This window comes from Paeniclostridium hominis, from assembly GCF_014306135.1.
GTDB lineage: Bacteria > Bacillota > Clostridia > Peptostreptococcales > Peptostreptococcaceae > Paraclostridium > Paraclostridium hominis.
This window is the reverse complement of sequence record NZ_JACRWD010000001.1, coordinates 1511171-1526021: the sequence shown is the minus strand read 5'-3', so window position 1 is coordinate 1526021 and position 14851 is coordinate 1511171. Positions and strand designations below refer to the sequence as shown.

16 protein-coding genes are annotated in these 14851 nt (G+C 25.3%); 14 read left to right on the top strand and 2 right to left on the bottom strand.

Annotated features, from left to right (window positions below; genetic code table 11):
• Positions 1-85 precede the first annotated feature (85 nt).
• The 7 genes from H8891_RS07320 to H8891_RS07290 all read left to right on the top strand — a co-directional run bounded on the left by H8891_RS07320 (position 86) and on the right by H8891_RS07290 (position 6868).
• The gene (locus H8891_RS07320) at positions 86-1474 is read left to right on the top strand and encodes a metallophosphoesterase (RefSeq protein ID WP_187005832.1); all 1389 of its coding nucleotides are present in this window, start codon (positions 86-88) and stop codon (positions 1472-1474) included.
• Positions 1475-1553: 79 nt separating this feature from the next.
• Positions 1554-1772 (top strand): hypothetical protein, encoded by a 219-nt coding sequence (locus H8891_RS07315; RefSeq protein ID WP_187005831.1) that lies wholly within the window; start codon positions 1554-1556, stop codon positions 1770-1772.
• Positions 1742-2077, top strand: a complete 336-nt coding sequence (locus tag H8891_RS07310; RefSeq protein ID WP_187005830.1) for an SdpI family protein — start codon at positions 1742-1744, stop codon at positions 2075-2077. The genes H8891_RS07315 and H8891_RS07310 overlap by 31 nt, the downstream gene beginning before the upstream one ends.
• 184 nt (positions 2078-2261) lie before the next feature.
• A complete protein-coding gene (locus tag H8891_RS07305; protein ID WP_187005829.1) occupies positions 2262-2930 on the top strand; it encodes a response regulator transcription factor in 669 nt (222 codons plus the stop codon).
• A 2-nt stretch (positions 2931-2932) separates the two neighbouring features.
• A complete protein-coding gene (locus H8891_RS07300; protein ID WP_187005828.1) occupies positions 2933-3970 on the top strand; it encodes a sensor histidine kinase in 1038 nt (345 codons plus the stop codon).
• 104 nt (positions 3971-4074) lie between these two features.
• The gene (locus H8891_RS07295) at positions 4075-4842 is read left to right on the top strand and encodes an ABC transporter ATP-binding protein (RefSeq protein WP_187005827.1); all 768 of its coding nucleotides are present in this window, start codon (positions 4075-4077) and stop codon (positions 4840-4842) included.
• Positions 4832-6868: an ABC transporter permease gene (locus H8891_RS07290; RefSeq protein WP_187005826.1), complete on the top strand. Its 2037-nt coding sequence runs from the start codon at positions 4832-4834 to the stop codon at positions 6866-6868. Before H8891_RS07295 ends, H8891_RS07290 begins: the two co-directional genes overlap by 11 nt.
• 173 nt (positions 6869-7041) lie before the next feature.
• Here H8891_RS07290 and hdhA read toward each other — a convergent pair whose 3' ends face one another.
• On the bottom strand, positions 7042-7848 hold the full coding sequence (gene hdhA / locus H8891_RS07285; protein WP_187005825.1) for a 7alpha-hydroxysteroid dehydrogenase: 807 nt from the start codon (positions 7846-7848) through the stop codon (positions 7042-7044).
• Positions 7849-8439: 591 nt separating this feature from the next.
• On the opposite strand from hdhA, the gene H8891_RS15485 reads away from it, so the two are divergent.
• The 3 genes from H8891_RS15485 to H8891_RS07270 all read left to right on the top strand — a co-directional run bounded on the left by H8891_RS15485 (position 8440) and on the right by H8891_RS07270 (position 10046).
• Positions 8440-8658, top strand: a complete 219-nt coding sequence (locus tag H8891_RS15485; RefSeq protein WP_187005824.1) for an ATP-binding cassette domain-containing protein — start codon at positions 8440-8442, stop codon at positions 8656-8658.
• A 98-nt stretch (positions 8659-8756) separates the two neighbouring features.
• Positions 8757-9797, top strand: a complete 1041-nt coding sequence (locus tag H8891_RS07275) for an ABC-F family ATP-binding cassette domain-containing protein (protein WP_187005823.1) — start codon at positions 8757-8759, stop codon at positions 9795-9797.
• A 39-nt stretch (positions 9798-9836) separates the two neighbouring features.
• Positions 9837-10046 (top strand): ABC-F family ATP-binding cassette domain-containing protein, encoded by a 210-nt coding sequence (locus H8891_RS07270; protein ID WP_187005822.1) that lies wholly within the window; start codon positions 9837-9839, stop codon positions 10044-10046.
• A 43-nt stretch (positions 10047-10089) separates the two neighbouring features.
• Here the strand turns inward: H8891_RS07270 and H8891_RS07265 are convergent, their stop codons facing one another.
• Positions 10090-10998 carry a LysR family transcriptional regulator gene (locus H8891_RS07265; protein ID WP_187005821.1) on the bottom strand — a complete coding sequence of 303 codons (909 nt, stop codon included), beginning with the start codon at positions 10996-10998 and terminating at the stop codon, positions 10090-10092.
• A 159-nt stretch (positions 10999-11157) separates the two neighbouring features.
• Here H8891_RS07265 and H8891_RS07260 point away from each other — a divergent pair, with 159 nt between their 5' ends.
• From H8891_RS07260 to H8891_RS07245, 4 genes are all read left to right on the top strand, one after another.
• Positions 11158-12348, top strand: coding sequence for a M20 metallopeptidase family protein (locus H8891_RS07260; protein ID WP_187005820.1), 1191 nt, complete (start codon positions 11158-11160; stop codon positions 12346-12348).
• 115 nt (positions 12349-12463) lie between these two features.
• Positions 12464-12676: a hypothetical protein gene (locus tag H8891_RS07255; protein ID WP_187005819.1), complete on the top strand. Its 213-nt coding sequence runs from the start codon at positions 12464-12466 to the stop codon at positions 12674-12676.
• Positions 12677-12765: 89 nt separating this feature from the next.
• Entirely contained in the window at positions 12766-13530 is a 765-nt protein-coding gene (locus H8891_RS07250; protein WP_187005818.1) for a lysozyme inhibitor LprI family protein, read from the top strand.
• A gap of 172 nt (positions 13531-13702) precedes the next feature.
• Positions 13703-14803 carry a hypothetical protein gene (locus H8891_RS07245; protein ID WP_187005817.1) on the top strand — a complete coding sequence of 367 codons (1101 nt, stop codon included), beginning with the start codon at positions 13703-13705 and terminating at the stop codon, positions 14801-14803.
• Positions 14804-14851: the final 48 nt, after the last annotated feature.

The window sequence follows — 14851 nt, the reverse complement described above, 5'->3', positions numbered from 1 at the left end:
AATTTATTTAAAAATATATTGTAGAAAGAAAAATAACCTGCTACATTTTAATTATCAAAAGGTAATATAAAGGGGAATATTAGGGATGAGAATTAAAAAAATTTTACCTATAATAGCAGTATCGCTATCAATAGGTATATTAACAGGATGTACAGAAACAAAAACAAAAAGTACAAAAATAAATATACTTGCAACAACAGACTTGCATGGGTCCGTTCCATATAACATGGCAGAGCACATAAGAAAAGAAAGAGAAAATGATCCAAACATATCATTAGTAGATGCAGGAGATTTTTTTGATAGTGACAGCGGTGGAGCTATGGATAAATATTTTTCTGATAGGCGTAGTAAGAAGCAAACTGAAATCGTTACGTTTGAAAATAAGTATGTAGAGTTTCCACTAGCAAAAGATATGAATGAAGTAGGCTATGATGCAGTAGTACTTGGAAATCATGAATTTGTATCAAACAATAAATTTCATTTAGATAATATGATATCTGACTTTGAAAAAAATAATATAGACGTATTATCAGCAAATACTTATAAACAAAACGGTGAAAGCTACACAAAACCATATACTATAAAACAAATAGACACTGAATATGGACAAGTTAAGTTAGGCATATTAGGGCTTACTATAAAAGAAGTTAATGAGGGAGAACCGGGAGACGAAAAACGAGATTTAAAAGACATAGAAAGTTATGCTGGAAAGTTATATATGAATGACTTAGTTGAAGATGCTAAGAAATGGACAAAGATAATGGAAGAAAAAGAAAATCCAGATATAATAGTTGCGGTAGCACATAGTGGAGAAAAACCAAAAAAGCCTAAACACCCAGGTAATAGAATACAAGAATTAGCACAAGAATTAGATGGAATAGATGCAATAGTTGCAGGTCATACTCATACAGCTTTTGAACAACATGACTATAAAAATAAAAGTGGTGAAAATGTAATAGTAACACAGCCTGGAAAACATGGAGAATGTATATCTAAAATAACTTTTGAATTAGAAAAAGATAAAGAAAAGTGGAGAGTAAAAGACAAGTATGTTAAGCTAACAGAGTTTGAAAAAGATAAAAGTTATGATTATGCAAATGAATTAATGGATAAAATTGCAGATATAAAAAGGGGAACAAAAGAGATAAATTTAAAAGAAATAACTCCATTTGAATGGGATAAAGCATATGTATTTGATAAAAACACGACAATAGAAGAAATATATGAAAAAGTAGGATATAAGTGGAAAAGTTTAGCCCAGCAGGAAAAAGGATATGAACTTCAAATTGTATTTATGAAAGATGAAAAAGTTGTATCTTATTTAATTGGAGATAAAGATAAAATAGGGATTAGTATGAAGTTTGATAAATCAAATTATAAAGATGGTATTATAGAAATTGAGCCAAATAAGAATGATAAGTTTAGTGTTAAAAAAGGACAAGAAGATTTTGAAACTCATTTAACTTATATATAGAAATAAATAAGCAATTTGTGAGATAGACATGTATATGAAATAAATTATATATGAATGACTTGGTAGAAGATGCTAAAAAATGAGTCAAAGTAATGAAGGAAAAAGAAAAAGCAGATATAGTAGTAGCAAAACTGTAATAGTAACTCAACATGGAAAGTATGGAGAATGTATATCTAAAATTAATTTTAAGCATAGTGTTATACGTAACTGTATAAAAATGGATATAATATATTTATATATGAAATATGAAAATAGGAGTGATATAAAGTGTATTATTTTGAACATTCATATTATCTAGGTATATTGATGACAATTGTAGGATTGATTATGAGATATGGAGCAGGGGAAAGACCTAATTCATCAGGTTATAAAACATGGAGTTCTTGTAAGAATGGTACTAATTGGGTTATTGCAAATAAGTACGCAGGAAAACTAGGCATAATTTGTGGATTTATTTATACTATAATTTTCTACTTTCTAGATAGATTTTTTAATTTCAAAAATGAAGTAGGTATATCATTGTTTGTATTTTTTACAGTATTTGTGCTTATTATCATAGCCACAGAAATTCGTTTATATAAAGAAAATAAAAAATCACACTAAGTTTGAGTAGTTAAAACTAAGTAATTATATTGAATATATAAATTGGATATTATTTAGAGGGTATAGTGAAATACTATACCCTTTTTTGCTTTAAATTAAGATGCTAATATTTAAAACTTTGGATAAAATACTTTTTTATATATAATATAAGTATTAGTAACAGAATTTCAAGGGGAGATTATTTATGGAAAAAATTATTATCATAGAAGATGAAGAAAAAATAAGAAATGAATTAAAATGCTTTTTAACTAATTATGATTATGAAGTTATTACCATTTCAGACTTTGAAAATGTAGTAGACGAAGTTTTAAGTTTAGAAGCCCATCTAATTTTATTAGATATAAACCTTCCAGTTTGTGATGGTTATTACTTATGTAGAAAAATCAGAGAAAAATCAGACATTCCAATAATTGTAGTTACAAGTAGAGATACTGAAATGGATGAATTAATGAGTATGAACTTAGGTGCTGATGATTTTGTAACAAAACCATACAACACACAAATTCTACTTGCACGCATAAACTCACTTTTAAAAAGAACTTACAAAAAAACTAATCCAGAAATTATTAAATACAAAGATTTAGAACTAGATTTATCTAAAAATAGTGTAAGCTTTAAAAATCAAGAAGTAGAGCTTACTAAAAATGAGTTTAGAATACTAAATTGTCTTATTAAAAATGAAGGAAAGATAGTTTCAAGAGGAGATTTAATGGATTATTTATGGGACCTAGATTTATTTATAGATGACAATACCCTTACAGTTAATATAAATAGACTTAGAAAGAAATTAAGTGAAATTGGATGTAGTGGATACATAGAAACTAAAAGGGGGAGAGGCTATATAATGCCGTAACTATGAATATAAAAGATTATTTAAAAGATAGAATCTTAGCTATATTATTAAATTTTATATTTTTTGCTTTTGTAATTTTTATACTAAAATCATCTCAAGTTGAAAGAGTAACAATAATTTTTACAACTATGCTTTGGATAGCTTTAAGTGGTATAGAATTTTTTTATGGATATTTTAAAAAGAAAAGTTACTACGATCAAGTAATAAATTCTTTAAAGGAACTAGATAAAAAATATTTACTACCAGTAGTTATAAAAAGACCATCTTTTTGTGAAGGAAAAATTTTATATGATGTACTTAGCATTACAGATAAATCTATGAATGAAGAAGTCAATAAATATAAATTTAATCAAGAAGAATACAGAGAATACCTTGATTTATGGGTACATGAAATAAAAACTCCAATAGCAGCTAGTAAGCTAGTTATAGAAAACAATAAAAATGAACATACCTTAAGTATTTTAGAAGAAATAGAAAAAGTAGAAGGTTTTATAGAACAAGCTCTTTATTATTCAAAGTCCAATGAAGTTGAAATAGATTACATAATAAAAGAAACAGATTTAAGAAAGTGTATAAATAATACTATCAAAAGAAATAAAAAATTAATTAGAGAAAAGAGAATTTGTATAGATATAGAAGATTTTAGAGAGACAGTTTATTGTGATGGAAAATGGATGGAGTTTATACTAAATCAAATTATAGTAAATTCTATAAAATACATAGGAGATAAAACTATAAATAAAAAGCTAGAAAAAGAACTTCCAAAGATAACTATATACACAAAGATTAAAGATAATAGTCTAGAATTATACATAAAGGATAATGGAATTGGAATTGATAAAAAGGATTTAAAGAAAGTTTTTAACAAAGGATTTACAGGGATTAACGGAAGAAAACTAAAAAAATCAACAGGAATGGGACTTTATATATCAAAACGATTAGCACAAAAAATGTATTTAGGCTTAGATATATATTCTGTGGTTAATGAAGAAACCACTGTAAAAATAACATTTCCAAAAAGTAATATGATTCAAATATAAACAACCTTACATTATCGTAAGATAGTCGTAAGGTTATCTTATTAATTAAATCCTCTAAAGACTATAAAATAAAGTTATAAATTAAAAAATATGGAGGAGATAAGATGAGTACAGTTCTTAAAGTTAAAAATATAGAAAAATATTATGGGAATAAGAAGAATTTAACAAAAGCTATTAATAATATTTCATTTGAAGTTGATAAGGGTGAATTTATAGGAATTATGGGACCTAGTGGAAGTGGTAAAACTACACTTTTAAATTGTATAGCAACAATAGATAAGGTAACTACTGGAAACATACAAATTGAAGATAAGGATATAACAACTTTATCAAGAAAAAATATAGAAAAGTTTAGAAGAGAACACTTAGGATTTATATTTCAAGAGTTTAACTTACTAGATACTTTAACTGTATATGAAAATATATCCTTAGCATTATCTATATTAGGAGTAAAGGGGTCTGAAATAGATAAAAGAGTAAAAAGTGTAGCAAATAGGCTGGGAATAGCAGATATATTAAGTAAGTTTCCATACGAAATATCAGGAGGACAAAAGCAAAGAGTAGCATGTGCAAGATCTATAATAAATGAACCGTCTTTAATTCTTGCAGACGAACCAACGGGAGCTCTAGATTCAAAATCAGCAAGAGTTTTACTTGAAAATTTATCTGAATTAAATGAAAGTATGAATTCTACAATAATGATGGTAACTCATGATGCTTTTACAGCTAGTTATTGTAAAAGAATTTTATTTATAAAAGATGGGAAAATCTTTAATGAATTGATAAGAGGAAATGATGATAGAAAAGAATTTTTCAAAAGAATCATAGAAGTTGTTACTCTTTTAGGAGGTGACAATAACAATGTTATTTAAGCTTTCCAAAAGAAATGTTCAAAGAAGTATGAAAGATTATAGTATTTACTTTTTTACACTTGTTCTAGGAGTTTGTATATTTTACATATTCAACTCAGTAGAAGCTCAAACAGCTATGATGGATATGACAGAAAATCAAAAAATGTTAATGAAAAGTTTAGATATGATAATTTCAATAGTATCAGTTTTTGTGTCTTTCATATTAGGATTTTTAATAATATATGCAAATAACTTTATAATCAAAAAAAGAAATAGAGAATTTGGTATATATATGACACTAGGTATTAGTAGAAGTAAAATTGCCTTTATGCTATTTTATGAAACTATAATAGTTGGGTTTATGTCTTTAGCATTAGGACTATTTATAGGTGTATTTTTATCTCAAGGATTAGCTTCAGTTACTGCAAAATTATTTTCAGTGGATATGAAAAAATATCAATTTGTATTTTCAAAAGAAGCTTGTATAAAAACAATAATATATTTTAGTATAATATTTTTTATAACTATGATTCTAAATTTTGTAGTAGTTTCAAGATATAAACTTATAAATTTAATAAATAGTCAAAGAAAAAATGAAAAGTTAAAAGGCACAAACTTAATATTATCTGTAGCACTGTTTATAATATCTATAGTTTGTTTAGGATTTGCATATAAATTAATTTTAGAAAATGCTCTTGTAGACATAACAGATAATAATTTTAATTTATCTATACTTTTAGGTATTGTAGGTACAGTATTATTTTTTAGGTCTTTGGCAGGATTTTTTATAAAATTAGTTCAAAATGATAAAAACTTATATCTAAAAAATCTTAACACTTTCACTTTAAGACAATTAAACAGTAAAATTAATACAAACTATATATCAATGAGTATTATATGTTTAATGTTATTTATATCAATTGGTATGTATTCTACAGCAATAGGGCTAAAAAATGCTATGGAAAAATCAGCAGAATCTCAAACCCCATATGATATAACTGTCATAGAAGCATACAATCCTAAGGAAAAGACAAACTATAGTAATGAAAAATTAAGTGAAATACTTAAAAAATTAGATTTAAATGTAAATGATTATTCAAAAGAATATTTAGATTATAATTTTTACAAATCTCCTATAAAGTTTATTAAAATGTTTGAAAATACTTCAGATAATTTTTTATCTAAGCAATTAAAAGTTACGATGAATTATAATATTCCTATTATAAAATTATCAGATTATAATAAGCTAAATAAAATGGCAGGTAAAAAACCAATAAATTTAAAAGATAAAGAAGTAGTTTTTGTTACAAATTCATCTACTATGGAAAATCCAATAAAAGAATATATAAAAAATAATAAAAGTATAAAAATAGGAAATGATGAATTTAAAATAAATGAAAACTATAAGTATGAATCTTTAGAAAATGATTTAGCAAAAGATAATTTTATAACATTTTTAGTTGAAGATAAATACGCAGATAAATATGATATAAGTCAAAAATGTTTAAGTTTTAATTATGTAGGAGATAAAAAAGATACAGAAAATAAGTTAACTAAAAATCTTGAAAAAAGTGAAAATAAACAAATTCAATATCAAAAAGACCATGGTTCAAACTTATTCTTTATAAGTAAACAAATAGTTTTAGACATTAATATGTCTAATGCAGCTATGTTTTTATATATAGGCTTATATATAGGAATAATATTTTTAATATCTAGTGCAGCAGTACTTGCACTTAACCAATTATCAGGAGCAACAGAAAGTTTAGGAAGATATGAAATACTTAAAAAACTTGGAGTAAGCTCAAAAATGATAAACAAATCAATTTTTATACAAGTATTTATATATTTCTCACTTCCAATAGCTTTAGCCTTAGTTCATAGTTATTTTGGAATAAAGGTGGCAAATAATTTAATTAAAATATTTGGAGACTATGATACAGTAGGAACTAATATATTTGCAGTAATAAGTATATGTGTAATTTATGCTATATACTTCTTTGGAACATATAAAGGATATAAGCGTATTGTAAATAAAAATAATTAATTAGAACAAAAAGAGGGATATGTCAAAATATAGGTAGTTTAAAAAAGAAAAAATTAACCCTATTGTTGGTGATGCGGTTATAGTTTATGCATCGATGAAATTGTTATCTAAAATAGATCAAAATAAATTTACAATATAAAAAGGAGTAACGTTTTGTTACTCCTTTTTGCTTTTTAATTTTCTTCAACAGTTTTACGACCTACAAAGTCTGCATATTGAGGTGTTCCAAGATGATAACCACCAGAAACTTCTAATATTGAACCTGTAATATAAGATGAGCTTTCACTAGCAAAGAATAAAACTGCATTTGCAATATCTTCAGGGGTCCCCATTCTATTTAAAGGTACATGAGATAAGAATGATTTTCTAAATGACTCTGGCATATTATCTAAAGCAGCATCAGTTGCAGTTAAACCTGGTAAAACAGCATTACATCTTATATTATGTCGTCCATATTGCATAGCTATTTGCTGAGTTATATTATTAACTGCAGACTTTGAAACACCATATCCTATTCTAGATATATCAGGTACTGTACCTCCTATTGAAGATATGTTAACTATGCTTCCACCACCATTTTCTATCATATGAGGAACCACTAATTTTGATATTCTATAAACACTTCCTACATTGTATTCAAGTAATTCAAAGAATGTTTCTTCACTTCCATTTACTAAATCTAAGTCAGTTTCAGGTCTTCCAGTTCCAAAGTTATTAACTAATATATCTATTTTACCTTCATTTTTTATAACTGTATCAACCATTTCTTTATAACTATCTATGTTATATGCATCAAAGAATACTGGTATCATAGTTAATCCTTCTTTTGCATATTTATCACATATTTCTTGTGTAACTTCTAATCTTCTAACACCCATATAAACTTTGGCACCGTTTTCAGCTAAACTTAAAGCACTCGCTAACCCTATACCTCTAGTTGCTGATGTTACTAATGCTATTTTATTTACTAAAGTCTTCATATCAATCTCTCCATTCCTTTAACAAATTTATAAAGCAAAACTTATATGTAATAAAATCTTATTAAGACTACTCTAATCCTATTAGAATATTTTGTCAATTATTATTTAAAAATTCACAAAAGTAAGACTTATTCAGTTGTTTTTTTAGGTAGATTTGTGTTAGGAGCTAAAATAAATTTAATTAAATTGTTATTAAATAGCATTTAATAGTAAATAATAAATATATTAAATATATTTTAGATAAAAAAATAACTTGAATTTTCAGAAAAATAGAACTACAATATATTTGAAATAATATAAAAAGGAGGATTAAAATGAAAAATTACTTTGTTGATAAAATGTTTAAAATTAGACAATATTCATTCAATATTTCAGAATATAAAGCTGTTAATGGGATAAGTGCGTCTAAAATTAAATATTTGAGCCAATAGAGTAAGTTATAAATTTTAATCCAGATATAATAAATTAAGAATATATATCCGGGCAAGTTTATATTTGCTCGGATTTTTTAGTACACAAATTTACCTTAATTTGTCATGCCTTTAAACCCGAGCAAAAATTTGCTTGGTTTTTTTAATGGAGGTTTTAATTATGATAGAACTAGAAATAAAAAATTTGAAAAAGTATTATGGAGCAAATTTAATATTTGAAGACATTAACTTTGATGTGAAAAGCAAAGAAAGAGTAGCTATAGTAGGGAGAAATGGGTGTGGGAAAAGTAGTATATTCAAAATAATAGTTAATAAAGAAAACCAAGATAAAGGAGAATTATTAATAAGAAAAAATCTAAAAATAGGATACCTAGAATAAATACCAGAATTTGAGAATTACAAGGTAAAAGAAATCTTAAACCTAGGATTTCCTCACTTAATAGAACTAGAAGAAAAACTAAGACTTCTAGAAAAAATATGGAAAATACAGATTGTGATATGGAAAAAACTCTTAAAAAATATAGCAATCTTCAAGAAGAATATGAAAACCTAGGAGTGTATGAAAAAGAAACTATAATTTCTAAGGTATGTACTGGATTAAATATAAATGAAGATTTCTTAGAATCAGAATTTGACTCTTTAAGTGGAGGAGAAAAAACTAGAGTTATGCTTGGAAAAATTTTAGTTGAAAGCCCAGATCTTCTTTTACTTGACGAACCTACAAATCATCTTGATATGAAATCTGTAGAATGGCTTGAGAGCTACTTAAAAGACTATACTGGAAGTGTAATTATAGTATCTCATGATAGATACTTTTTAGATAAAGTTGTAAACAAAGTTGTTGAAATTGAAAACCTAACTTCAAAAACATATATAGGAAATTACACAAGCTATTTAAATCAAAAAGAAGAAATTTTAAACTTATCAAATCACCAATATAAAGAACAACAAAAGAAAATAAAAGATATGGAAGAATCCATAAAACGATTAAAAGTATTTTCTAGAAATGGAGATAATGAAAAATTCGTAAAAAGAGCACAAAGCATGCAAAATAGATTGGATAAAATGGAAAAGATAGAAAATCCAAATAAGAAATTAGATAATATGAAAATAAACATAACAAATAATACAAAACAATCTCAAGATGTAATTTATATAAAAGACGGCAAAAAGTCCTTTGGAGAAAAACTATTATTTAAAGATGTAGAATTTTTAGTAAGAAAAGGAGAAAACATAGCTTTAATAGGTGAAAATGGATGTGGAAAATCAACTCTTATAAAAATTATTTTACAAGAGGAACAACTAGATAGTGGAAGCATAAAAGTATCAAATAGCTCTAAAATAGGGTATTTACCACAAAATGTAGAATTTGAGGATGAGGAAAAAAGCATATTAGATTGGTTTAGACAAGATTTAAACATACTAGAAGGTAAGGCTAGGGAATATTTAGCTAAATATATGTTTTATAAAGAAGATGTGTTTAAAAAAGTTAAATTTCTTTCAGGAGGAGAAAAATGAAGACTTAAGCTTAGTAAAATACTTTACTTTGATGTTAATTTGCTAATACTAGATGAACCTACAAATCATCTAGACATTGAAAGTATAAACAACTTAGAAAATGTTTTAAAAGACTTTAATGGAAGTATATTCTTTGTATCTCATGATAGATACTTTATAAATAAAATTTGTAATAGAATTTTATCAATAGAAGATAATAAAATTTTAAATTGGAATGGAAACTATGACTATTACAAAGAAAAAAGGTAAGAGTTAAGTTAAAAGAGGGTATAGTAAAACACTATACCCTCTTTTAATCAGTAATAAAATCAATAAACTCACTAGCTAAAGTAGAAAGATTAGAATTTTTAAGCTTAATCCATCCAAGAGTAATTTTAGGCAAATTATCAATTTTTATATACTTTCCTTTATGAGAGTCATCGGAAAAGAGCTTTGTACAACTATTATCAAGTTTTAAAATAATAGTTACAGCATTTATAGACTCCATAGTGTAAGTTAAAGCGCCATAATCAGAAACAAAAATATGATTTTTAAAAGAAAGCTCATTTTTATAAATTTCAGTAGAATACAAAGCATTATAATCATCTTGATTACAAGTAACAAGTGGATAATCAAGTAAATCTTTTATACTTAAATTATCTTTATTATATAGTGGATGAGTATCTAAAATATAACCATGTAGCTGACCACAAGTAATAAAATTAAACTCAACATTTTTAGATTTAAAAAGTTTTTCCCACAAATCCATATGTTCATTTGATATAGAAATAATACCAACATCAGCATTTTTTCTAGATACGTCATCTAAAACTTCAAAATAATGAGAGTGATTTATCTTAAAATTAGTAATATAATCTTTATAATTAGAATGTAGCTTTAAAAATTTATCCATAACAAAAGAAAAAGATTGAGTAGATAAAGAAAAACTAACAGGAGCCAAAGATCTATGACCTTTACCTATTAAATTAATATTTTCTATATTTTTATAAATTGATTCAGCATATTTTAAAAACTCAGCACCTTGAGAAGTAACTACAACACCTCTTGGTAACCTTTCAAAAATTTTAAAACCAAGCTCATCTTCTAAATTTTTTATAGACGAACTTAAATTTGGTTGAGTTAAAAAAAGATTTTTAGAAGCCTTACTCATTGACCCAAATTGAGCTATTTCCAAAGCGTATGTAATTTGTTCAAGTTTCATTTTATTCCTCCAAAACTAGGTATAAATAAATTTTATATCTATGTATAAAAAATATATATTTTTTTAAAATTAAAACTGGTAGTAGTATTAAATTATACCTTAAGTAAAAAACATATCAAGACTATTAAAAATAGATAATAAACATTGGAGGGAAAAATTATGCTAAACTATGAAGAAAATATAAGTGAATATATTATTAAATGTAGAAGAGATTTACATAAAATACCTGAAGTTGGATTAAACTTACCTAAAACAGTAGATTATGTAAAAAAAGAACTTGATAAAATGAATATAGAATATAAAGAATTTAAAAACTGTACAGGACTTTCAGCAATAATAGGTAAAAAAGAAGGTAAAGCAATAGCTTTAAGAGCAGATATGGACGCACTTCCTATAAAAGAAGAAACAGATATTGATTTTAAATCAACTAACGGCAATATGCATGGATGTGGTCACGATACACATACATCAATGTTACTTGGAGCAGCTAAAATTTTAAAAGCTAACGAAGATAAATTAAACGGAAAAGTAAAACTTATATTCCAACCAGGTGAAGAAGAAGGTGGGGGAGCAAAAGTAATGATAGAAGAAGGTGTATTAGAAAATCCAAAAGTAGATGCAATGATTGCTCAACATATAATGCCCCTACCAATACTTAAACCAGGTCAAATGGTAGTTAAAAAAGGTGCAATGATGGCATCATCAGATAGATTTAAAATAAAAGTTATAGGAAAAGGAGGCCATGCATCAACACCAGAGCTTACAAAAGACCCTATATTTATGGCAAATCAAATAATGAATATGATGCAAGGTATGTTAACTAGGGAAAATGATGCTCAAAACCCAGTGGTTGTAAGTATATCAAACATTAAAAGTGAACAACCAGAAACACCAGTTTATAATATAATTCCTAATTATGTTGAAATATTAGGAACTGTTAGATGCTTAGAAAGTGAATCAAGAGATTTTATAAACAAAAGATTAGAAGAAATAGTTGATGGAGTTACTAAAACAATGGGTGGAAGTTATGAATATAATTATGAATATGGGTATCCAGCACTTTATAATAACAATAAAATGACTGATTTTATATTAAATACTTGTAATAAATTATATGGACAACATTCTATGATAGCTTTACCAAAAGGTGCTATGGGAAGTGAAGATGCAGCATATTATTTTGAAAAAGTACCAGGGGTTTATTATGGATTAAACACAGCAGTAGAAGGAGAAGATGTATATCCACTTCACAATCCTAAAATGAAAGTAAATGAAAGTGTACTTGAAAAAGGATGCATGTTATTAGCTGAGGGAGCTATAAACTTTTTAAATAGTGATATAAAATTATAATTTTTAATAAATTTCAAAACAAGAATTGTACTATATATTTAGAATTATTGTAAAATAATATACAATACGTTACAATAAAATAATAAAAAATATACTAAATCAGGGGGATTAAAAAATGGAATTAAAACCATTAATAGGGATTTCATACGAACTTATATTTCAAATATTTAATACAATTCTTATTTTAGCAATTTTAATACTAATTATATATATGATATATAACTTTATAAACAAAGTTAGAAATAAAAATAAATATCAAAATAGAATTATAGAATTAGAAAGTAAAGTAAAAGAATTAGAAAACAAAATAAATAATAACAAAGTATAAATTTGTAAATATTTAGAAAAATATACAAAGAAAAAGCCTTATGTTATCATACTGTATGAGAGCTAAAAACATACAGAGGGGGCATAAAAATGTTTAAAAAGTCAATATTTATACCATTAATAGGAAGCTTATTAATATTAACGGGATGTGAAAAAAATTTATCATCATATAACAAAATGATGGATGATGCAAAAGCATCTATTGTAAATAATGACTATGAAAAAGCTGAAGGAATGTTTGATTTAGCACTGGAGAAAAAATCTGATGATAAAGAAGCAAAAATATTAAAAGAACAAACTGAAAAATTAATAAATGCAGTAAAAATGCAAAAAGAGAAAAATTCAGAAGCAGCAAAAAAATTATGTAATGAAATAGATAGTATGGATAGCAAATCAGATGTAGTTAAAAACCAAGCCAATAAACTAAAACAAGAATTAGATAGTTTAAAAAATTTAGATAATAAAGAAGAAAGTTCAAATCAAAAAAGTAAAACTTCAAAAAGTGAAAATGGCATACTTGCAGATAAAAAATACAAATACATAGCAAAACTAGGAGAAATTCAAGATGAGATAGATTCTTATGCTGAAAACTATGAAACAACTCCAGCTATGAAAGAAGGGGAAGCTACTGCATTAAAACTTTGGGACTCAGCATTAAATGAAATATATCAAGAAATAAAAGAAAATACTAATCCTAAAGAAATGGAAATCATAAAACAAAGCCAATTAGATTGGATAAAATATAGAGACAAAGAAGCTGAAGATGGTTCTCTTTCAGGTATAGCTTATGACTCTGCATTAGCAGAGCTTACAAAACAAAGATGTTATGAATTAGTAAATACATATATGAAATAAAAAAGAGGTTGGAAATTTCCAATCTCTTTTTAAATTTCATATAAATAAAATAAAAAACTAATTAGATATCTAAATAGTATTGAAATTAAGTTCTGTTTGTTATACTATATATATAACAAACAGAACTTAATTTAATACAGAAAAGTAAAATTATAACTAGGGAGGAATATCAATGAACGACATAGGGCTTTTGATAATTATGTTACCAACAATATTTTTTACTTATATATATTTAATAAGTGCAGATTTCACTGGAGGAAGTAAATTTTTTTATGGGGTTAGATTATATGGTTTAGTTTTAAGTAAAGAAGATAAGCAAAAAGTAATGAAGCCCTTTAAAAGATGGGTAAGAATATCTTTTTTAATATTTATAATTTTAATTTTAATAGGAGTTTGTACATTAAAAAACAATTTTAAATCATTTATAGATACGATATTCACAGTATACGCTATATTTACGGAAGGACTTTTACTTATAACTTACACTAAAGTTAAAAAATTAAGTCAAAGGTTAATGAAAGAATCAGACTATAAAGAAGAAGAATTACCAAAGAGAACCATAACTTTAGACACAAGATTATTAAATGAAAAAATAAAAATACAAAATAAATTTAAATTAATATTTTCAGTATTATTATTTATATCAGTATTAGCTATAGTATACTTAGCTATAAATTACAATAATCTTCCAAATTTCATACCAACAGATTTTTCAGGAGACTCAACTCCAACAGATTTTGTACCTAAAAACTTAAAAACTGTTTTTGGTGTAGAAATTGCTGGGTTTATAATGATAATATTATTAGGATTTATAGCAATGACTTGTTTAGGTGATGTATCATCTATAAAAAAAGAAAAGTTAGAAAATAGTAAAAATAAAATACTTAAGTATATAAATAACATAGGGTACTCTTTCGTAGCAATAACCTTATGTATAGAGTTTGTAACAACTATAGTTCCTATAATAGCATTTAATCAATATAAATTCCCTGGATATATAATTATATTAGGAATACTTATTTTTATAGGAAGTCTTTTAAATCTTTTTTATTCTTACTTTATGTTAAGTTCATTTAAAGTAAAAGAAAAAGTTGATTATAGCAGTGATGATAGTAAATGGATATGTGGATATTTTTACTTTAACAAAGAAGATCCAACTTTCATAGTAAAAAGAAGATTAGGACCAGGATATACTGTAAACTTATTACATAAAAAAGTTAAAGCTTTAGTAGCTGTAATATTAATATTTTTTATAATAAATAAAATCTTATAAAAATAACCCCTACTAAAAAATATTAAGTAGGGGTTATTATATAAATTT